Annotated in this window: 18 protein-coding genes and 1 pseudogene; 11 read left to right on the plus strand and 8 right to left on the minus strand. The window is 60.9% G+C overall.

Annotated features, from left to right (window positions below; genetic code table 11):
* Window positions 1-12 precede the first annotated feature (12 nt).
* Window positions 13-1,299 carry a CitMHS family transporter gene (locus tag HX807_RS23235; protein ID WP_008438714.1) on the plus strand — a complete coding sequence of 429 codons (1,287 nt, stop codon included), beginning with the start codon at window positions 13-15 and terminating at the stop codon, window positions 1,297-1,299.
* Window positions 1,300-1,416: 117 nt separating this feature from the next.
* Window positions 1,417-2,331 carry an SGNH/GDSL hydrolase family protein gene (locus HX807_RS23240; protein ID WP_008438716.1) on the plus strand — a complete coding sequence of 305 codons (915 nt, stop codon included), beginning with the start codon at window positions 1,417-1,419 and terminating at the stop codon, window positions 2,329-2,331.
* Between the two features lie 9 nt (window positions 2,332-2,340).
* Here the strand turns inward: HX807_RS23240 and HX807_RS23245 are convergent, their stop codons facing one another.
* Window positions 2,341-3,543, minus strand: a complete 1,203-nt coding sequence (locus HX807_RS23245; protein ID WP_008438718.1) for an ROK family transcriptional regulator — start codon at window positions 3,541-3,543, stop codon at window positions 2,341-2,343.
* Between the two features lie 212 nt (window positions 3,544-3,755).
* Here HX807_RS23245 and HX807_RS23250 point away from each other — a divergent pair, with 212 nt between their 5' ends.
* The 3 genes from HX807_RS23250 to HX807_RS23260 are packed head-to-tail and all read left to right on the plus strand — an operon-like array spanning window position 3,756 to window position 7,196.
* Window positions 3,756-5,159 carry an APC family permease gene (locus tag HX807_RS23250; protein ID WP_008438720.1) on the plus strand — a complete coding sequence of 468 codons (1,404 nt, stop codon included), beginning with the start codon at window positions 3,756-3,758 and terminating at the stop codon, window positions 5,157-5,159.
* Window positions 5,160-5,167: 8 nt separating this feature from the next.
* Window positions 5,168-6,196: an ROK family protein gene (locus HX807_RS23255; RefSeq protein WP_008438722.1), complete on the plus strand. Its 1,029-nt coding sequence runs from the start codon at window positions 5,168-5,170 to the stop codon at window positions 6,194-6,196.
* On the plus strand, window positions 6,177-7,196 hold the full coding sequence (locus HX807_RS23260) for an SIS domain-containing protein (RefSeq protein ID WP_177051269.1): 1,020 nt from the start codon (window positions 6,177-6,179) through the stop codon (window positions 7,194-7,196). The genes HX807_RS23255 and HX807_RS23260 overlap by 20 nt, the downstream gene beginning before the upstream one ends.
* A 67-nt stretch (window positions 7,197-7,263) precedes the next feature.
* On the opposite strand, the gene HX807_RS23265 is transcribed toward HX807_RS23260, so the two are convergent.
* Window positions 7,264-8,040 (minus strand): AraC family transcriptional regulator, encoded by a 777-nt coding sequence (locus HX807_RS23265; RefSeq protein ID WP_174717779.1) that lies wholly within the window; start codon window positions 8,038-8,040, stop codon window positions 7,264-7,266.
* A 211-nt stretch (window positions 8,041-8,251) separates the two neighbouring features.
* On the opposite strand from HX807_RS23265, the gene HX807_RS23270 reads away from it, so the two are divergent.
* The 6 genes from HX807_RS23270 (at window position 8,252) to HX807_RS23295 (ending at window position 16,131) form a co-directional block, all read left to right on the plus strand.
* Entirely contained in the window at window positions 8,252-9,868 is a 1,617-nt protein-coding gene (locus tag HX807_RS23270; RefSeq protein WP_177020887.1) for an APC family permease, read from the plus strand.
* 30 nt (window positions 9,869-9,898) lie between these two features.
* Window positions 9,899-10,825 carry a 4-hydroxyproline epimerase gene (locus HX807_RS23275; RefSeq protein ID WP_102605125.1) on the plus strand — a complete coding sequence of 309 codons (927 nt, stop codon included), beginning with the start codon at window positions 9,899-9,901 and terminating at the stop codon, window positions 10,823-10,825.
* A gap of 38 nt (window positions 10,826-10,863) precedes the next feature.
* A complete protein-coding gene (locus HX807_RS23280) occupies window positions 10,864-11,811 on the plus strand; it encodes a dihydrodipicolinate synthase family protein (RefSeq protein WP_177051271.1) in 948 nt (315 codons plus the stop codon).
* 179 nt (window positions 11,812-11,990) lie between these two features.
* The gene (locus tag HX807_RS23285) at window positions 11,991-13,562 is read left to right on the plus strand and encodes an aldehyde dehydrogenase (NADP(+)) (protein ID WP_177051273.1); all 1,572 of its coding nucleotides are present in this window, start codon (window positions 11,991-11,993) and stop codon (window positions 13,560-13,562) included.
* Window positions 13,563-13,565: 3 nt separating this feature from the next.
* A complete protein-coding gene (locus HX807_RS23290) occupies window positions 13,566-14,825 on the plus strand; it encodes an FAD-binding oxidoreductase (RefSeq protein ID WP_177051275.1) in 1,260 nt (419 codons plus the stop codon).
* A 169-nt stretch (window positions 14,826-14,994) separates the two neighbouring features.
* Window positions 14,995-16,131 (plus strand): carboxylesterase, encoded by a 1,137-nt coding sequence (locus HX807_RS23295; protein ID WP_023659010.1) that lies wholly within the window; start codon window positions 14,995-14,997, stop codon window positions 16,129-16,131.
* A 23-nt stretch (window positions 16,132-16,154) separates the two neighbouring features.
* Here the strand turns inward: HX807_RS23295 and gltS are convergent, their stop codons facing one another.
* The 6 genes and pseudogenes from gltS to HX807_RS23325 form a co-directional block, all read right to left on the minus strand.
* Window positions 16,155-17,366 carry a sodium/glutamate symporter gene (gene gltS, locus HX807_RS23300; protein WP_008438737.1) on the minus strand — a complete coding sequence of 404 codons (1,212 nt, stop codon included), beginning with the start codon at window positions 17,364-17,366 and terminating at the stop codon, window positions 16,155-16,157.
* A 536-nt stretch (window positions 17,367-17,902) separates the two neighbouring features.
* Window positions 17,903-19,468: an SGNH/GDSL hydrolase family protein gene (locus HX807_RS23305; RefSeq protein WP_146013733.1), complete on the minus strand. Its 1,566-nt coding sequence runs from the start codon at window positions 19,466-19,468 to the stop codon at window positions 17,903-17,905.
* Between the two features lie 183 nt (window positions 19,469-19,651).
* Window positions 19,652-20,123: pseudogene (locus HX807_RS23310) on the minus strand (lysis system i-spanin subunit Rz).
* Window positions 20,124-20,129: 6 nt separating this feature from the next.
* Window positions 20,130-20,384: a hypothetical protein gene (locus tag HX807_RS23315; protein WP_102605130.1), complete on the minus strand. Its 255-nt coding sequence runs from the start codon at window positions 20,382-20,384 to the stop codon at window positions 20,130-20,132.
* On the minus strand, window positions 20,381-20,680 hold the full coding sequence (locus HX807_RS23320; protein ID WP_102605131.1) for a hypothetical protein: 300 nt from the start codon (window positions 20,678-20,680) through the stop codon (window positions 20,381-20,383). The genes HX807_RS23315 and HX807_RS23320 overlap by 4 nt, the downstream gene beginning before the upstream one ends.
* Window positions 20,680-21,336 (minus strand): phage tail protein, encoded by a 657-nt coding sequence (locus HX807_RS23325; RefSeq protein WP_134326078.1) that lies wholly within the window; start codon window positions 21,334-21,336, stop codon window positions 20,680-20,682. Before HX807_RS23325 ends, HX807_RS23320 begins: the two co-directional genes overlap by 1 nt.
* Between the last annotated feature and the right edge of the window lie 35 nt (window positions 21,337-21,371).

Consider the following 21,371-nt stretch of genomic DNA (forward strand, 5'->3'; position numbering starts at 1 on the left):
GAAGGCACACCCATGTTGATATTCCTGAGCTACGCCATGATCGTCTGCTTCATGTACCTGATCATGAGCAAGCGCCTGTCACCGCTGGTGGCGCTGCTGCTGGTACCGATCGTCTTCGGCTGCCTGGCCGGCTTCGCCCCGCAACTGGGCGGCATGATGTACGACGGCCTGAAGATGCTCGCCCCCACCGGCATCATGCTGACGTTCGCGATCCTGTATTTCTGCCTGATGACCGACGCAGGACTGTTCAACCCGCTGATCAAAGTGATCCTGCGCCTGGTCAAGGGCGACCCGCGCAAGATCGTGGTCGGTACCGCCGTACTTGGCCTGTGTGTAGGCCTGGATGGCGACGGCGCCACCACTTACATCATTGCGACCGCTGCGTTTTTGCCGCTGTACCGGCTGACCGGCATCCGCCTGCAAGTCATGGCCACCGTGCTGCTGATGTCGATTGGCGTGATGAATATCCTGCCGTGGGGTGGGCCGTTTTCCCGGGCGGCCAGTGCGATGCATGTGGACATCACCGAGCTGTTCGTGAGCATGGTACCGATCATGCTGGCCGGTGCAGTGTGGGTGTTGTTCGCCGCCTGGTGGCTGGGGCGCATGGAGTTCCGCCGCCTGGGCAGAGTGAGCATCAGCGAGGAAGAAGTGCTCAAGGGCTACGCGCATATTCGCCTGAGCGATCCGCGTTTTCTGTTCAACGTGGTGCTGACCATCGCCCTGATCACCTGCATGATGATCAGCCTGATGCCCTTGCCGATCCTGTTCATGATCGCCTTCGGCCTGGCCTGCCTGGTCAACTTCCCGTCCATCAAGCAGCAAAAGGAAGTCATCGCGCGGCATGCCGACAACGTGATGGCGGTGACCTTGCTGATCTTTGCCGCGGGGATTTTTGTCGGGATCATGGGCGGCACCGGCATGGTCAAGGCGATCTCCGACAACCTGATCGCGCTGCTGCCGCAACAGTCCGGGCCTTACCTGTCGGTGATCACCGCGCTGCTGAGCATGCCGTTCACCTATGTGCTGTCCAACGATGCATTCTATTTCGGCGTGCTGCCCATCTGGGCACAGACCGCTGCCCACTACGGAATTGATGCGAAGGAAATGGCGATTGCCTCGCTGATCGGTCAGCCGGTGCACTTGCTCAGCCCGTTGGTGGCCTCGACGTACCTGCTGTGCGGCCTGCTGGACATCGACTACGGCGACAACCAGCGCGTCTCGCTGAAATGGACCGTGGGCACTGTGATGGTGATGTTGCTGGCGGCGATTGCGATAGGTGCAATCACCGTCATCAACTGAGGAACGACTGTCGCGGGCGGGACAGTCCTTGCGCCCTCAGCTACATACAGGTCGCAACCGCCGCTGAGGAAATACCGCGCCGCCGGTACTCTGGGGCGACCGCCCGGGAGATTTCCAATGACACTACGCACTTGCTTGGCCGCTCTATTGGTACTGACCGCCTCCACCGTCTTTGCCGCCCCTGGTTACGATCATCTTTTTGCATTCGGTGATAGCTACTCCGACAACGGCGCGGGCGAACGCTTCACCAAAACCCTGGCCACGCAGAAGGTCAAGGACGCGCAGGAACTGCCCGGTTCGTTGTATTGGAAAGGCCGCTGGAGCAACGGCCCGACTGCCGTCGAGAACCTGGCACACGCCTTGAAAATACCCTTGACCGACTACGCGGTCGGCGGGGCCAAGAGTGGCAACGGCAACTACTACACCTGGATGGAGCCGGCGCGCGACACCGGCGTTTCGGGCCAGATCGCTGATTACCTGACGTCCGCCAAGGCACACAAGGCGGACCCGAGGGCGCTGTATTTCATCTTCATTTCCGCCAACGACTTTTTTGAATGGGCGGATTTCTCGCACCCGGAATCGGTTGCAGTGCTCAGCCAGAACAGCGTGGCAAATATCCAGACGGCCACCGAGACATTGATCGCTGCAGGCGCGAAGCAGGTGATGGTGGTGGGCACGACGGATTTGACTCATGTGCCGGCGGTGGTGCAGGGCAATCAAGTCGAGAATGCAAAAAACTATCAGCAGACGCTAGAACAAAAACTTCCGGTAGTGCTGAACACATTGGCCAAAACCCACCAGGTCAGCATCAGCTACTTCGACCATGTGGCGTTCAGCGACAAACTGCGCGCCGCCCCCGAGGTTGCTGGGTTCAAAGACCTCGATACGCCCTGCCAACACACCTATCCGGACGTGAAACCGGTGTGTGAAAACCCGGATGCGCATTACTACTGGGATGAATGGCACCCGACGCGCAAGGTCCATGCCCTGGCCGCCGAGGCGATGCTTGAAACCCTGAAGTCCAGCCGCTGACAGCCGGGTTTATTCCGGCTTGAGCAGCGCCTCGTAGTCCGGGCTGATTTCCGCCAGGATCATCAACGCCGCCGCGCCCAGCGCCACGGCGTCGTGCCCGGCGGTGCCCATTTGAATGCGTGGGTGCAGGCGATCCGAGCGGCTGCTGATGGAGCGACTCAGGGGTTCGAGGCGGGCGATCAGCCGGACCAGAATCGCTTGGGGCAGAAAGCCGCTGATGAGGATTGTCTGCGGGTCGAGTACCGACTCAAGAATGTTGATGGCCTGCTTCAACGCGGGCGCCGCTTCGTCGAGCCAGGCGTCGACGCCTTCATTGAGTTCCTCGTCATTCATGACCCACGTCGCCAGGTCCTGCTCGGCCGGATGCCCCAGGTGCTCCAGCAGCGCGGCGATGGAAATGTAGCGCTCCAGGCAGCCCTGATTACCGCAGTAACAGGTCTTGCCGCCTGGGATCACGGTCATGTGCCCGATCTCGCCGGCGTTGTGCCAATGCCCGGAATACAGGCGGTTGTCCAGGTACAGCCCAGCCCCCAGGCCGCTGCCGATAAACAGATGGACGAAGTTATGCAGGCCGCTGGCGATGCCATACAGCCGCTCGCCCATGGTCGCTGCAGTGGCGTCGTTTTCAATCAGCACCGGAAGGCCGATTTCCCGCTGCAACCTTAGCGGGATGCCCGGGTCGTCCCAGCCGGACATCGCCGTGGGTCCCACGCAGGTCATGCCTTCAACACTGAAAGGCCCCGGCAAGGCAATGCCGACGCCGAGGAAGCGGCCGCCCGCACGCTGCCCGCGCAAATCCTTTACGCAGCCCACGATCAGCGGCAATGCCTGATCGAATGTAGGGTAGCTGACCGTCAATGTCACTTGCGCCACCGTCTCGCCGAGCAGGTCCAGCAACACGGCAATGATGCGATGTTGTTCGACGTGAAAGCCGATCGAGTAGCCGCCTTCGGGGTTCAGCGACAACGGTACCGGTGGCTGGCCACGGCCGCCCTTCTCGGCCGCATGGGCCAGCAAGACCCCCTCTTCCTGCAGCTCGGTGACGATGTTCGACACCGTCTGCGCCGTCAGCGAGGTCAGCCGCGTGAGATCAGCGCGGGTCAGGCGCCCGCTCTGGCGAATGGCTTCCAGGATCACCCGACGGTTGTGCTGTCGGGCATGTTCGGCGTTGGTGCCGGTGGTCACCGCACGTTTGAGCTTGGGATTTTTCATGAGCTGATAATCCGTCGCCGCGATTAATTAAATCAAGTTGAATTAATACTCGCATCGTGCTTTTCTTAGCGCCTCGGACGATTGCGCCTGCAGCAATTTCCGATTACGCCCCATAAAAACAATGACGGGTCGATAGAAGCCCTTGATGGCACGCAATCCCTTTGCAACTGCCCTTGTCCCCTTCTGTCACTCGATTAAGAGGTCGTTCCCCCATGAGCACGTTGACACCCGTCGATCCGGACTTGCCCAACGGCAAACGCAAAATCGGTCTGTTCCCCGCCATTACCCTGAACATGAGCCAGATGTGCGGTGTCGGGCCATTCATCACCATTCCCACCATGATCGTGATCATGGGCGGCCCCCAGGCTTACCTCGGCTGGATCCTTGGCGCCTTGCTCGCCCTGTGTGACGGGTTGGTATGGGCCGAACTCGGTGCCTCGCTGCCCGGCGCGGGCGGTACTTACAATTACCTGCGGGAAGCCTTCGGCAAGCGCACGGGCAAGCTGCTGCCGTTCCTGTTCGTATGGACGGCCATGTTGTTTATCCCGCTGATCATGTCCACCGGCATCATCGGCTTCGTGCAATACCTCACATGGTTCTGGCCCAACATGAGCCAGACCGCCGGCAACCTGATCGGCCTCGCCGTGATCTGGCTGGTGATCGTGATGCTGTGGCGCAAGATCGAGTCCATCGCCAAATTGAGCATCGTGCTGTGGGTGATCATGCTGATCAGCATTGGTGCGCTCATCGCCGCCGCCTTTACCAATTTCCATGCCGACCTGGCCTTCAGCTTCCCCGAGGGCGCCTTCAACCTCGGCGACAGCAGCTTCTGGCTGGGCATGGCCGGCGGCCTGACCATCGGTATTTATGACTACCTGGGCTACAACACGTCGGCGTACCTGGCCGGTGAAGTCGAGCAACCCGGGAAGGTGATTCCCAAGTCGATCGTGTTTTCGATCATGGGCATTCTCGCCATCTACCTGTTGATGCAAGTGGGTGTTTTGGGCGTGGTGGATTGGCACCGCATGCTCGACCCCGAATCCGCGGCCTACAAGTCCGTAGCCTCGGTCGTACTCAGTGAAACCTGGGGCAGCACTGCCGCCGGGATCGTCACCGTACTGATCTTGATCACTGCCGTCGCTTCAGTGTTTGCCGGGCTGCTCGGCGGTTCCCGGGTGCCGTTCGAAGCCGCAAAAGACAAGGTGTTCTTCAACGCCTTCAGCAAGGTTCACCCCAGGCACGCGTTCCCGACCTACGGCATCCTGAGCATGGGCCTGCTGACATCTGTGGGGTTCATGATTGGACGCCTGACTGACCTGAACACGCTGATTCAGCTGCTGACCACGGTGATGATCCTGGTGCAGTCTGTGGCGCAGATCATCTCGTTGCTGGTGCTGCGCAAGACCAAGCCGCACCTGGCCCGGCCTTACAAAATGTGGCTGTACCCGGTACCAGCGATTATCGCGCTGCTGGGTTGGGTTTATATCTATATGGCGTCCAACCATAACGCCCCCGGTGCTTACCCAATCCAGTGGTCGCTGGTGTGGGTAGCGGCCGGCAGCGTGGCCTATCTGCTGTGGGCGCGCGTGCAAAAACTGTGGCCTTTCGATAAGTGATGAGCGTTATGCACGAACCATTGAAAACAACGGGCGCTGCGGCGCCCCGGCAAGGGCTGCTGCTGGCGATTGATGTCGGCGGCACCAAGACGCAGGTCGCCTGCTACAACATTGCACACCCGCGCATGAACACGCGGATTCTCGCGACCCACGCCGACGGTTTATCCGGCGTGCCGGCACTGCAACGCATCCTGGATGCCGCCCATGCCTGTGTGGCCGAGTTCGGCGACCTGCCGGTGCTGAGCGTGGCTGCGGTGTTTCCCGGCGTGGTGCGCGGGCCCACCTTGCTGATGGCGCCCAACACCCCGGGCTTCGAACGCCTCGACCTGCAAGGGTTGATCGCCCAGGCGTTTGGCAATGCCCCGGTAGCCCTCGATAACGATGTAAAGGCCGGCGCCCTGGCCGAAGTCCGCTGGGGCTCGCTGGCCGGTGTCGACAACGCGATCTACCTGAACCTGGGCACGGGCCTTTCGGCGGCGGCGATTGCCAACGGCAAACTGATTCGCGGCCACAACGGCGCCGCCATGGAAATCGCCTACCTGCTGTCACCGTTTCTCGACCCAGCGCAGCCTGATCAGTGGCGTACCTATGAGCACGGTGGCGCGCCGCTGGAAGAGCTGTTTTCCGGTAACGCCTTGAGCGAGTTGGCGGTGCAGATGCTTGGGCACGGGCATCAGGCGCTGGACCTGTTTTCCAGCGTCGACCCGCAGGTACGCCAGGCGCTGGAGCTGCGGATCGCCGCGTGCGCCGTGCAAGTGGCCAACCTGGCGGTGGCGCTGGATGTGGAGCGCATCGCGATTGGTGGTGGCCTGTACCGCCAGGCCTCGACACTGGCGCCGATCCTCGAACAACTGATCCGCCGCGTGGTGCCCTTCCCGCCCACTATCGCCGCTGCGCATTTCACCCACGACGCACCGCTGTGGGGAGCCCTGAGCATGGCCATGGAAGCCGTCGGCTTGAACGCCATCGCGCAGCAGGTGCTCAACGCCGGCAACACCCTTTATCAGGAGTTGAGTCATGTCATTGATGCTCAGTGAAACCGCGTCGATCCCGACTATCCTGCAACGCATGCTTGATGATGACCGCGCCGTGCGCGCACTGGTCGCGCAGTTGGAAAGCGACTTGCCCGAACTGATCATCACCGTCGCGCGCGGCAGTTCGGACCACGCAGCCGCCTATTTCAGCTACGCGATGATGAGCCTGGTGGGCGTGCCCTGCCTGTCGATCCCGCTGTCACTGGCCAGCCTGCAACAACCGCCGCTGCGCCTGAAAAAATGCTGGGTGGCCGCCTTTTCCCAGTCCGGTAAAAGCCCGGACTTGATCGACAGCGTGAGGTATCTGCAACAACAGGGTGCGGCCTCGGTCGCACTGGTCAACACGGCGGACTCGCCACTGGCGGCCATCACCGGGCATGAAATCCTCTTGCCCGCCGGCCTGGAACAAAGCGTGGCGGCGACCAAAAGCTATGTAGCGATGTTAATGGCAAGCGCTCAAATCGTGGCCCGCCTGGCCGCAGATAACACCTTGGGTCAAGCGCTACTCTCGCTGCCACGGCAGATGAATGAAGCCGCGAGCGAGGACTGGTCACCGGTGCTCAACGTACTGCAAAGCGCCGACAAGATGATCGTGATCGGTCGCGGTGCCGCCCTGCCGATTGCCCAGGAAGCCGCGCTCAAACTCAAGGAAACCTCAGGCATTCAAGCCGAAGCGTTTTCCAGCGCCGAGGTCCGGCACGGGCCGATGGAAATCATTGAGGAAGGTTATCCCGTGCTGGCGTTCGCCCCTTCGGGCCCCGAGCAAGCGGGCACGCTGGCGTTCGCCGACGACATGCGCGCACGCGGCGCCAGGGTGATGGTAGTGGCGCCACGGGGCACCGCTTGTGCGGGGTTGCTGCCCAGCGTTCCAACCGCGCATCAATTGCTGGAGCCGTTCACCATGATCCAGGGGTTTTACCTGATCGCGGCGCAACTGGCCGTGGAGCGGGGGCGTAATCCGGATCAGCCGAGGTTTTTGAAGAAGGTCACGCAAACCCACTGAGTCAGGGGGAAACCGCCCGGCCGGCGTTGGCCATGGGCGATTGTACCTAGACAATATCAATTAGAGATCACCGCACACTGGTCGCCTGCCGATACTGGCGCGGCGTAAACCCGGTCAACGCCTTGAACTGCCGGGTAAACGCACTGTGGTCGGTATACCCGCACTGCAACGCCACCTCAGTGATCGGCAGCTCGGTATGCAGCAGCCGGTGCGCATGTTCCAGGCGTACCTTCTGGATCATCTGGCGCGGTGTCAGGTGGAACACGCGCTTGCAGTAGCGCTCCAGTTGCGCCACGGAAATCCCGGCGATCCGCGTCAGTTCACCCAACGTGACCCGCCGATTGAAATGCGCCCGGATGTGCTCGTCCACCGCCGCCAGCCGTTGATAGGCCGGGTGGGTTTCGCTGGCGGTTTGCAGGTCGACCGAGATGCCCGCCAGGCCGATGATCGCAGCGTCGCGGCTGTACAGCGGCCATTTGTGGGTCAGGCACCAACCCGGCTCGCGGGTACCGTACAAATGCAATTCCAACTGGTCTTCGAGGACAAATCCCTGCTCCAGCACCCGCCGATCCTGCTCGGTATAGCCGGGCCCCAACTGCGCGGGAAATACCTCGGCGCTGGTTTTTCCCAACAGCGGTTGCAAGTCCTTCAAGCCGCACCGCTGCACCAGGGTGCGGTTGGCCAATACGTAGCGCGCCTGCACGTCCTTGATAAAGATCGCGGCATTGGGAATCACGTCCAGCATCGGCAACAGCAACCCCACGCCGGCCAGTAATTCTTCGATGGTCTGTGGACGATTCGACTCGCTCCCTTGGCATAGGGTCGCGAACGCGCTCTGCATCATGACGCTCTCTCCTGCATTTTGCGGACAGGCCAGGCGCCCGGCGGGCGGTGCCTGGCGAGCAGATTGCCGCATGGCGGTGGCCCTGTCGAGCACTCGCAATTGTGCTGATTTCGTCATCGCAGCCTGCGCAAAACATCAATCGCGGCGCCGTTGATGGGTTCACTGTATGGCCACTGCATGCCTATCCAATAACCCACAAGAAGGCGCCGCCATGTCAGCCCAAGGCAAGTTCAAGAAACAGCTTTCATTGATCGACCTCACCTTTATCGGACTGGGAGCGATCTTCGGTTCGGGCTGGCTGTTCGCGGCCAGTCACGTCTCCGCCATCGCCGGGCCGGCGGGGATTTTTTCCTGGTTGCTGGGCGGCTTCGCCGTGTTGCTGCTGGGCATTGTGTACTGCGAACTGGGGGCGGCATTGCCCCGCGCCGGCGGCGTGGTGCGCTACCCGGTCTATTCCCACGGCCCGCTGCTGGGCTACCTGATGGGCTTTATCACGCTGATCGCGTTTTCAAGCCTGGTGGCAATTGAAGTGGTCGCCTCGCGCCAATACGCCGCGGCGTGGTTTCCCGAGTTGACGCAGGCGGGTTCCAGCAACCCCACCGTCCTCGGCTGGTTCGTGCAGTTTGCGCTGCTCTCGCTGTTTTTCGCCCTCAACTACCGCAGCGTGAAGACCTTCGCCATGGCCAATAACCTGGTCAGCGTGTTCAAGTTCATCGTGCCGCTGCTGGTGATCGGCGTGCTGTTCACCTTTTTCAAGCCGGAGAATTTCCACGCCCAGGGCTTCGCGCCGTTCGGCCTGTCGGGGATTGAAATGGCCGTGTCTGCCGGCGGGGTGATTTTCGCCTACCTGGGTCTGACGCCGATCATCTCGGTGGCCAGCGAAGTGAAGAACCCGCAACGCACCATTCCAATTGCACTGATCCTGTCGGTGCTGCTCTCCACTGCAATCTACGTGCTGTTGCAGACCGCTTTCCTCGGCGGCATCCCCACCGAAATGCTCGCCAACGGCTGGGCCGGCGTCGCCAAGGAACTGGCCCTGCCGTACCGCGACATCGCGCTCGCCCTGGGCGTGGGCTGGCTGGCGTACCTGGTGGTCGCCGATGCCGTGATCTCCCCCAGCGGCTGCGGCAATATCTACATGAACGCCACGCCACGGGTGATCTACGGCTGGGCGCAAACCGGAACCTTCTTCAAGATCTTCACCCGCATCGACGAAAAGTCCGGCATCCCGCGCCCGGCGCTGTGGCTGACCTTTGGCCTGTCGGTGTTCTGGACCCTGCCCTTCCCGTCGTGGGAAGCGCTGATCAACGTGGTGTCCGCCGCGCTGGTGTTGAGCTACGCCGTGGCGCCGGTATCCGTGGCCGCCCTGCGCCGCAATGCACCTGACCTGCCGCGCCCGTTCCGGGTCAAGTGGATGGGCTTGCTCGGCCCGCTGTCGTTCATCATCGCCGCGCTGATCGTCTACTGGTCCGGCTGGAGCACCGTGTCGTGGCTGCTCGGCCTGCAAATCCTGATGTTCGTGGTGTACCTGCTGTGCGGCCGTTTTGTGCCGACCCTGCACCTGAGCCTGGGCCGCCAGGTTCGCTCCTCCGCCTGGCTGATCGGCTTCTACGCCGTGACCATCATCCTGTCGAAACTCGGCAGCTTCGGTGGCCTGGGCATCCTCAGCCACCCGTTCGACACCGTGGTCGTCGCCGCTTGCGCGCTGGGGATTTATTACTGGGGCGCGGCCACCGGCGTGCCGGCGCACCTGGTTCGCCTGGAAACCGAAGACGACGAAAGCGAAGCCCCTGAGCCCGATATCGGCCGGGCACAGCTGGCTTCCTGAGCCTCAGCCAACCACTGGATGGATTGTTCTATGAAACGAGTGCACATCATTGATTCCCACACCGGCGGCGAGCCCACGCGCCTGGTGATGACGGGGTTTCCCACGCTGGCCGGCGAGACCATGGTCGACAAACTCGACGACCTGCGCACCCGGCATGACCAATGGCGCAGGGCGTGCCTGCTGGAGCCCCGTGGCAACGATGTTCTGGTGGGCGCGCTGTATTGCGCGCCGGTCTCGGCCGATGCCACCTGCGGCGTGATTTTCTTCAATAACGCCGGCTACCTCGGCATGTGCGGCCACGGCACCATCGGCCTGGTTGCCTCGTTGCACCACTTGGGGCAGATCGCGCCGGGGGTGCACAAGATCGACACGCCGGTCGGCCCGGTGAGCGCCACGTTGCACGCCGACGGCGCGGTCACGTTGCGCAATGTGCCCGCCTATCGCTATCGCCAGCATGTCTCGGTGCAAGTGCCTGGACATGGCTTGGTCTACGGCGATATCGCCTGGGGCGGCAATTGGTTCTTCCTGGTTTCCGATCATGGCCAAGCGCTGGAAATGAACAACGTCGAAGCACTGACCGACTACACCTGGACAATGCTCAAGGCCCTCGAAGCCCAGGGCATCCACGGCGAAGACGGCGCCCTGATCGACCATATCGAACTGTTCGCCGACGACCCCCAGGCCGACAGCCGCAACTTTGTCATGTGCCCAGGCAAGGCCTACGACCGCTCGCCCTGCGGCACCGGCACCAGCGCCAAGCTCGCATGCCTGGCGGCCGACGGGAAACTCGCCGCCGGTGAGCCGTGGATACAAGCCAGCATCACCGGCAGCCAATTCGAAGGCAGCTATGAATGGGAGGGCGAACGTGTGCGCCCTTCCATCACCGGCCGCGCCTATATGACCGCCGACAGCACCTTGCTGATCGACGAACAGGACCCCTTCGCGTGGGGCATCTGAACCGCCCCCGCCCCTTCAATCAAACTGGAGCTGAAACAATGAATACCACTATCTTCACCGGTTGCATCCCTGCATTGATGACGCCGTGCACCGCCCAGCGCAAACCGGACTTTGACGCACTGGTCGCCAAGGGCCGCGAACTGATCGATATCGGCATGAGCGCGGTGGTGTACTGCGGCTCCATGGGCGACTGGCCGTTGCTGACCGAGGCCGAGCGCCAGGAAGGCGTGGCGCGCCTGGTGGCCGCCGGTGTGCCGACCATCGTCGGCACCGGCGCAGTCAACAGCCGTGAAGCCGTGGCCCATGCAGCGCATGCGGCGAAGGTCGGCGCCCATGGTTTGATGGTCATCCCGCGGGTGCTGTCCCGTGGCGCATCGGCGACGGCGCAAAAGGATCACTTTGCAGCCATCCTCAAGGCGGCGCCAAACCTGCCGGCGGTGATCTACAACAGCCCTTACTACGGCTTCGCCACCCGCGCCGACCTGTTCTTCGAACTGCGTCGCGAGTACCCGAACCTGATCGGCTTCAAGGAATTCGGCGGTGCTGCAGACCTGCGCTACGCGGCCGAACACATCACCTCCAAGGACGATGACGTGACCTTGATGGTCGGCGTGGACACCCAAGTGGTGCACGGCTTCGTCAACTGCAACGCCACCGGCGCAATCACCGGCATCGGCAATGCACTGCCACGGGAAGTCCTGCAACTGGTGGCCCTGAGCAAGAAAGCCGCCAAGGGCGACGCCACTGCACGTCGCCAGGCGCGGGAGTTGGAGTCGGCGCTGGCGGTGCTGTCGTCCTTCGACGAAGGCTGCGACCTGGTGCTGTTCTACAAGCATCTGATGGTGCTCAACGGCGACAAGGAATACACCCTGCACTTCAACGACACCGATGCCCTCAGCGATGCCCAGCGTCGTTATGCAGAGAACCAGTACGCGCTGTTCCGCCAGTGGTACGCCAACTGGTCGGCCGAGCAGAACGTCGCTTAACACTATTCAAGGCAGCAAAAATCAAATGTGGGAGCTGTCGAGCTCCGGCGAGGCTGCGATGGGATCACTGCGGTGTACCTGCCAGACCGCAGCGCCTGCATCGCGGCCTCGCTGGGGCTCGACAGCTCCCACAGTGGATTCTCTTCGCCAAGCCAATCTTTACTTTCCAGGACTACGCCATGACTCTGACGGGCACCATGCTGATTGGTCAGCACTCCATTCCAGGCAGCCGCGAGGCCATCCGGGCGATCAATCCTGCCACCAACCTTGCGCTGGAACCCGCCTACGCCGGCGGCACCGCCGAACATGTCGAACACGCCTGTGCGTTGGCCTGGAGCGCCTTCGATAACTATCGCGAAACGCCGTTGGCGGCTCGCGCCGAATTCCTTGAAACCATCGCCAACGAAATCGAAGCCCTGGGCGATGAACTGATTGAACGGGCGATGGCCGAGACCGGCCTGCCCCGCCCACGCATCCAGGGCGAACGCGGGCGCACCTGCCAGCAATTGCGCACCTTTGCCCGCACCGTGCGCGCGGGTGAATGGCTGGATGTGCGGGTGGATACTGCACAACCGGAACGCCAGCCGCTGCCTCGCTCGGACCTGCGTCAACGCCACGTACCGCTGGGGCCGGTGGCCGTGTTCGGCGCGAGCAATTTTCCGCTGGCATTCTCGGTGGCGGGCGGTGATACCGCGTCGGCACTGGCGGCCGGTTGCCCGGTGATCGTGAAGGCACACGGCGCGCATCCTGGCACCAGCGAACTGGTGGGCCGCGCGGTGGCCCGGGCCGTTCAGCAATGTGGCCTGCCTGAGGGTGTGTTTTCGCTGTTGTATGGCTCGGGCCGCGAGGTCGGTATCGCGCTGGTGTGCGATCCGCGCATCAAAGCCGTGGGTTTCACCGGCTCGCGCAGCGGCGGTATTGCCTTGTGCCAGGCGGCCCAGGCGCGCCCCGTGCCGATCCCGGTGTATGCAGAGATGAGCTCGATCAATCCGGTCTACCTGTTTCCCGCTGCGTTGAGCGCACGCGGTGAAGCATTGGCACAAGGTTTTGTCGCGTCCCTGACCCAGGGTGCCGGCCAGTTCTGCACCAACCCCGGGCTGGTGATTGCCGTTGCAGGGCAAGCGCTGGACCACTTCGTCGGCACGGCTGCCAACCTGCTTCGATACAGCACTGCCCAGACCATGCTGACACCGGGGATCTTCAAGGCTTACGAAGACGGCGTCAGCGCCCTGACCCGGCATGCTCAGCTCGCAGGTACCGGTCTGCCGGCAGAAGGGCCGAACCAGGGACAGGCCCATTTGTTCGTGACCCAGGCCCGGGACTTTCTCGCCAATCACAGCCTGCAAGCCGAGATATTCGGCGCCACGTCATTGATCGTGCAATGTGCCAACGTCGATGAGGTCCGCCAGGTCAGCGAACACCTGGAGGGCCAACTGACCGCAACCCTGCATCTGGATGACGACGACCTGGCAACTGCCCGCGCGCTGCTGCCGACCCTGGAACGCAAGGCCGGCCGCCTGCTGGTCAACGGCTGGCCGACCGGCGTTGAAGTGTGTGATGCGATGGTGCACGGAGGACCATTCCCGGCCACCTCGGACTCACGCACCACCTCGGTGGGCACCGCCGCGATCCTGCGATTCCTGCGGCCGGTGTGCTACCAGGATTTCCCGGATAGCTTGCTGCCGACGGCCCTGCAACACGGCAACCCATTGCTGCTGCGGCGCTTGCTCGACGGTCAGAGGGAAGCCTAGAACATGTCCGATAACGTCATGCCAGACGTCGCCGTAGTGGGCGCCGGCATCATCGGCGTCGCCTGCGCGCTGCAACTGGCGCGCCAGGGCCGGCGGGTGGTCATCATCGATCAGCAGGAACCCGGCCACGGCGCCTCGTTCGGCAATGCCGGCCACCTGGCGACCGAGCAAGTGTTCCCCATCGCGGATGCGTCGATCCTGACGCGTTTGCCCGCCATGCTCATGGACCCGATGGGCCCGCTACGCCTGGACTGGAAATACCTGCCGCGTGCACTGCCGTGGTTTACCCGGCTGCTGCTGAACCTGCGCCCGGCGCCCTTCCAGCGCACCGTCGCCGGGATCCGCGCGCTCAATGAAGGCAGCCTGGGCGCCTGGCACCGGCTGCTGGGCAGCATCGAGCGCCCGCACCTGATGCGCGAAGACGGCTCGTTGCTGGTCTTCGAGCGCGCCGAGTCGCGACAGGCCATTGATGCATTGCAGGCACGCATGAGTCAGCAGGAAGTGCCGGTGGACCACTGGCACGCCAGCGGGGTGCAGGACGCGGCGCCACAACTCAGCAAAGGGATTCAGGGCGGGTTGTTCTTTCCTCGCACCGGGCATTTTCTCGATCCCTATGGGGTGGTTTGCGAGCTGATGGAAGCGGCCAAGGCCAGCGGGGTGCAATTTCTCAAGCGCCAGGTCGTGGGCGGGAAGCTGGACGAGCACGGTGTTTCATTGCGGACCGACCAAGGCACCGTGGCCGCGCGCCAGGTGTTGATCGCATGCGGTGCGCACTCAGCCAGCCTGACCGGCGCACTGACTGGCAAAAAGGTCCCGCTGGATACAGAGCGCGGCTATCACCTGATGTTGCCCCATGAGCATGGACGGTTGCCGTTTGCGGTCACGTCATTGGAGCGCAAGTTCATCATGACGCCCATGGACGGCGGATTGCGGCTGGCAGGTACCGTGGAGTTCGCCGGCCTTGATCGCCCACCGAACATGGAGCGCGCGTGGCAGTTGCATCGACTGAGCCAGGGGCTGTTTCGTCGTGACTTGAGTGCCGAGGACGCGACGCCGTGGATGGGGTTTCGCCCTTCCCTGCCGGACTCGCTGCCGATTATCGACAAGGTGTGCAAGGGCAAGGTGCTGCTTGCCTTTGGGCATCAGCATCTGGGCCTGACGCAGGCTGCGGTGACGGCGGAGTTGATTGCACGGCTGGTATCGCCTGCGGCCGCGTCCAACGGGCTGCCGGCACTTGGGCCCTACCGGCTGGATCGTTTCTGAGATCATCGGAAACGTCTTGCTATTGTTTCGCACTTTCGGTGATACAAGGCAGGTCATTATCGTGCATGACCTTACGGTTACGCTCCGTTGAGAACCTGCCTTGAACAACCACACCTGTATGCAGCCCCGTCCATCGATGCGCAGAACGCTCCGAAGCGTTGCTTGCGGCATGCTCGCCCTATTGCTCTGCACGACAGCCCTGGCAGAACCGGGCATGCCGCTTGGCCAGAAGTCATTCGAAGCGTATCGCGCCGCTACCTTGCAATGGCTGCGGGACCATCGTGACTTCCAGGGCATCGACAAGGATGCCGAACTCAACTGGAACGCCCCGCAGGAATGGCGCCCGGCGGGTGCCCCCAAGCGCGGGATCATTCTCGTGCATGGCCTGGGTGACTCACCCTGGTCTTTCCACGATATCGGCAGCGCACTGGCCGCCCGCGGCTTTCTGGTCAGGACCGTGCTGCTGCCCGGCCACGGCACGCAACCGGCCGACATGCTGCAGGTGCGCATGGAAGACTGGCGCCGGGTGGTGGACGAACAGGCTGCGATCCTTCGCGCAGAGGTGGGAGAAATCTACCTCGGCGGCTTTTCCACCGGCGCCAACCTGGTACTCGACTACGCCTACAAACACGACGACGTCGCGGGGCTGCTGCTGTTCTCTCCCGCGTTCCAGTCCAGCATGACCTACGACTGGCTGACACCCCTGATCAGTTGGGCGCGCCCCTGGCTGCTGGCGCCAGACGCCAGCCGGCCACAACAGAGCCTGGTGCGCTACATGACAGTGCCCACCAACGGTTTTGCCCAGTTCTACCGCAGCAGCCGGCTAGCCCGCCAGGACCTGGAGCGGCGCCCCTATGACAAGCCGGTATTCATTGCCGTCGCAGCCCACGACTCAGTACTCGATACGCACTACGTGCTGGAGACCTTCCAGCAACGCTTCAGCAACCCCCATAGCCGCCTCGCCTGGTACGGCACATTGCCAGAGAGCGCCTGGGATACCCGCCGTGTAAAAGCGCGTACCGACTACCTGCCGGAGTTAAGGATCAGCCAGTTCTCCCACATGGGGTTGCTGTTCTCACCCGACAACGCTCTGTATGGCGAACAGGGCAGCCTGCGGTTTTGCTGGAACGGCCAGACGGACGACGCTACCCGCGCCTGCGAACAAGGGGCCGACGTGTGGTATTCGGACTGGGGCTACCGTGAGCCGGGCAAGATGCACGCGCGGTTGACGTTCAATCCGTATTTCACCTGGCAGCTTGGGGTGATTGACGAGGTCCTGGGCAAGCAGGACCTGGCGAGTCATTAAACGGCAAATCCGGTAAACCGCGTTTATCCCGCGACGCCCAGGAACGGCAGCGCCAGGTACAACTTGATCACGATCGCATTGGTGATATCGATGAAAAAGGCGCCCACCATCGGCACCACCAGAAATGCAATCTGCGATGGCCCGAAACGCTGGGTCACCGCCTGCATGTTCGCAATGGCAGTTGGCGTGGCACCGAGCCCGAAACCGCAGTGCCCCGCCGCCAGGACCGCCGCGTCATAGTTGCTCCCCATCACCCGGAACGTCACGAAAATCGCAAACAGCGCCATCATCAACGCCTGCGCAGCCAGCAGGATGAAAATCGGCAGGGCCAGCGCGGCGAGGTCCCAGAGCTTGAGCGACATCAATGCAATCGCCAGAAACAACGACAGGCTGACATTCCCTAGCACCGAGACTTCGCGCTCGAATACCTGGTGCCAGCCCAGCGCCGACAGGCCATTACGCAACACCACACCGACAAACAAGACACACACAAACGTCGGCAGCTCAAAGGCCGTGCCCTGGATAAAACCGCTGAGGAACGTGCCCACTTGCAGGCTGATGGCGAGCAGCGCCAGGGTCTCGATAAAGGAGAAGGAGGTGATCATGCGCTCTTGATTCGGCTGCTCGAACCCTTTTGGCCCTCGCGGTTGTACCGGCGCCAGGGCGGGCGTCTGGACGCGCTTGATCAGCAGGCGAGCGACCGGGCCGCCAATCAGGCCGCCGAGCACCAGGCCAAAGGTCGCGGAAGCAATGGCCAGTTCGGACGCCGACGCCACGCCATACTTCTCGCTGAACACCGCGCCCCAGGCCGCGCCGGTCCCGTGCCCACCCGACAGCGTAATGGAGCCCGCCAACAACCCCATCAATGGATCGAGCCCCAGCGCCTTGGCCAGCGCAATCCCCATCGCGTTCTGGACCACCAGGAGCGCCGTCACCACCAGCAGGAAAATCCCCAGCACCCGCCCGCCTTTCTTCAGACTGGCGAAATCCGCATTCAAACCAATGGTGGCAAAGAAAGCCAACATCAGTGGCGTCTGCAGCGACGAATCAAACCGGACCTCAATGCCAGCGAGCATACGCAGGACCAGGAGCAGCACCGCCACCACTAAACCGCCGGCCACCGGCTCCGGAATATTGTAAGTGCGCAGGAAACCGACTCGAGCGACCAGCCCGCGCCCAAGTAAAAGCACCAGGGAGGCGGCGACCAGCGTTGAATAGAAGTCGAGTTGAAGCATGGGGCAGCTCTCTGTAGTTATTTATGACGAATCGGGGCAGGCCTATCGATCCTTCGGAACAACACAGGAAGAGTAGTAGTACGACGCCATCTTTAACCTCGGAAAAGTCCTAACGTTGCCGAACGGAATCCCCAGGACGTTCAGGCGAAAGACTTGCGAAGCACTATCAGGAGGGGGCGACGGAAAGATGATCAAATGCGTGGAGGTCGGCGCCGAATGGCGCGCTGAGATGAGAGCCTTGCAAATCGCAGGCAACAAAAAAGGGCCCACCTTTCGGTGAGCCCTTCTAGACCGCCCAGCAGAGCGGATTTTGTTTGGAAGGCGCGATTGGACTCGAACCAACGACCCCCACCATGTCAAGGTGACCCCGGAACACGCGCAAGCATATGATCTGTAAAGGAAAATACTGCTCTTCAGCGCCATCCAAATACGCTATTTCACCTTATAAGAATCAATAACTTAGCGTTGTATATTCCTACAGTGGTTCCCCTCTCCGGCGTCCCTGCCGAACGAACAAATCCATTTTGATCCGAGCCTCAGTCAACTGTCGGGAATGATGTGAACATGAAGTGCTGCGATATATCATTGTAGGCATTGGGATTTGCAGTGCTCTCTCCTCCAGCCAGAATGGTGAACGTCCCCCTGGAGGTGCCATCAGTTTTTTGTTGCAGTGGAATTGAAGGCAGGGCAAATGATTGTCGAATTCCTGCGCGTACAGGCCATGAGGCCCACATTCCACGAGTAGTTGCACCAGTTATACCGTTCACGTACACGCGCAGATCCGCTCTGTTTTTTCCGGAATTTCTTACAGCTGTTACCGTATCTGAATTAGTACCAGCGTTAGTTATCCCTGTTGCACTTAGTGCAATAGGCATCCACCAATCATACTGCTGAAGTGCAATTTTCTTCGAGCCGCACGTTAGTCCGAGGCACTTGGATACAACCTCTGCGATGTACTGGTGACCCAGAACGCCAGGATGCGCGCCATCAGAAAACATCTTTAAATCATGTATCCTATACTTATCACTTGAAAACTCTCCAAACTTGTTAAACATGTCCGGAAATGGAATATATACCCCATTAGTTTGTTTGGCCAGCCGTTGCAATTGGCGCCTCGTAACATCATTGCCAGGCTTATTCCAAACAAAGTCAGGCACGATAACTGGAACATCATATGCAATTGAATACTTTACAATCCAATCTATTCTTTTTTTAAATTCCGCATAATATGTTCCTTTTTTTGAGTTTTCTCCACTATCATTATATCCGAGCGCGCAGATGAACATCGCGCTTCCGCTCATCAATCTGGCAATGGCATTCTCATCAAGCCAACGCAATCGCCTACCGGAATTTGAGAAATTATTGACAACTAGTTCGCCTTCTTTTGCCACATAACTAAAACCACATAGCTCAACTATTCCTGCTGAGGTCGTAATGCACTCCACTTTGCATGAGCCGGATCCGTCGTCTAAAGCCTGTACAGCAATATAATTAAAGGGCTGACGGACACTTGCATCAGTGTCTACAGCAGCAACTACTTCGCCATTCACCTTAACATCAAAAGTCCCGCCGCCAGGCATGCCAATATACCAGACCAAAACGACTCTTTGAAATGTAGGAATTTTCGTAGAGATAATATTCCCTACTAAAGTAGATCTCCAAGAAAGACCCTGAGGAACATACTCGCCGTTAGATCCATTATGTGGAATCCAGTGGATTGACTCACCATTTATGCTCGTCAATAAAACATCATGTATATCTTGTGAAAATGTATCACCCGCCCCCAACTCCAGCAACGGTACAAAACCGTAGCCAGACACTTCAAATTCAGCATTGATCATTCTTTTGAATATGTTTACCCAGCTATTACGATATAGATCACCGGCGAATGCACCATGGCTTATCGAATCGCCCAGCACGCAAACAGCTGAAGTCGGTGAGGCATTAGCCCTCACCCGAGAAAGCATGGAGGGCACCAACGCTCCCAGTTTCAATAGACTTGAATAGGACTCCGGCGATGCACTCCAGCCTCCTTTTGCAGAAGCCCCAATGGCTTGCGCTGCTGGCGTGGAAAGCGCCATCAATGCTGTGCCTGCTTTCATAAAGCCACGCCGCGACAATACCAAAATGCCACCCCCCCAAAATGTTGCGGGAGTATACATACGCAACGAGCTAATTCAACATCGGCGCCGGCCAACTTTTCATCCCCAGTACCAGGGTTATTCACCTGGACAGGATTGGCGGAATTTGCAGTGACGGCCATCGGGTAAGGTAACCGGGCTTATTTACTTCCGCATTGATACTTTCTTTGCGTATGCCTGGCATGCCCGCAGCGCGATCACGGCGTTATCCCCGTCGTCGGTGATGGTGATAATTCGTTGAGCATGCGCTGGGTCAAGTTGGGCTCGACGGATTGCATGAACCACGCCGACGGCGCCGGGGGGGGGCAGGCACGTTGCAGCCACTGGCTGAATCCGTGGCGTCGAGAAGGACTGACAGCCGCACATCAGCAGTAGCAAGACGGTCACGCAGCAGAGCCTGGTTGCGCTGGGCATCGGATAATTCCTTGGTGTGGTGTTGGTCGGCGGCGGCCAGTTGCTGCTCGATGACTAGGCGCTTGTCTTGCTCGGTCCGTGCCTGGGTGGTGGCGGCATTGGCGGCCGGCGTTCGGGAGGATCTGCAGCAGCTGCTGCTCAGTGATCGGCATGCTTTTCTCCAGGCAATAAAAAACCGCTCAAGGCGGCATCGGTGTTCGATTGCGGATCAGCCCGCGACGGGCTCGACCGTGACCGGCAGCGGGTACCGGGCTTTGATGGCGGCGACGGACGCAAGCCAGGCGGCATAGTCCGGTTCGCGGCCCTGGCTCAGCGCGTCGTAGTCAGCATCCAAGCGCAGCGGGTCGGATTCGGACAGGTAGGCCGCACGGCGCAATGACAGCGCGGTGTCGAGGTCTGCTTGCAACTGCTCAGTCTGGCGCTGTTCGGCGGTGATCATCTTGCTGAAGTCGATATTGCTCATGCTGGCAGGCTCACTTTTCCGTCAGGTGGATCGATGATGTCCGCGGGGAACCGTGCCGAGACAGATGCCTCCGGGCTGCACGGGAACATCAGGGTCAGGACCAATTGCCCGTTGATGCGCGTCACATCGCTGGCCAGGACATCGCACTTCACCGCCTCAGCCGGGAGCGTGGCGCCTTCTGGGAGTGCGCTGAAATCGAAGCGCTCGCCGTCGATGGTGAGCACATCCCCGCGCCGCACAATCGTCAGCGCTTCGCTCGGGTCAATCGGGGCATAGGGTGACAACTTGATCTTCATTAGAACCACCGTCCGATGCAGAGAATTTGTGTGGTGCCGATCGTCTGCGGTGTTGCGCCGTTTCTGTAAACGATCCTGACTGTGTTGGAGTTCACGGAGTAGGAGGTCGTAAACCCGTAAGTATCAAACGTCGACGTTGGAATGCCGGTCGCAACTACCGAGAACGCCGAACTTGCGAACTGAGCAGCAATTTGCATGTTGCCGAAGTCCTTCAGCTGGTTGGCCGTCATATCAACGAGGGTCGTCACCAGGCGCTGGCAGATCATCGTGCCGTCGGCAAACTTCACGTAGGTGCCGTTTGCGTTCGACCCAGACTCAAACACGGCGCCAGTCGGCACGCCGCCGACCTGCGAAACAGGGCCAAGCAGCGCAGCAACTGCGGCAGACCCCAAGCCGAGGCCGTTGCGTGCTGCGGCCTGTGTGCTGCCCCCGGTGCCGCCTTTCGCCACGGGCACGATGTTTTCCGTGGACACCGAACCCAGGCCGGCAAGTGTTGCGCCCCATTGCTGAATCATCGCCCGGGCTTGGTCGGCCAGATCCTTTGTATACCCCTGCACTGGTGTCAGCGCATAAACGCCGGCGCGTTGGTGGCGCTTCGATAGTTTGGCGTGATGGAAAGCGCGGTATTGCTTGCGATGTTGGTGATTTCGTACCACCCACCATCAGGCCCAAGGAAAGCATCCCCTAAAGC

It is taken from the genome of Pseudomonas sp. D8002, assembly GCF_013385695.1.
In the GTDB taxonomy this organism is placed as follows: Bacteria; Pseudomonadota; Gammaproteobacteria; order Pseudomonadales; family Pseudomonadaceae; genus Aquipseudomonas.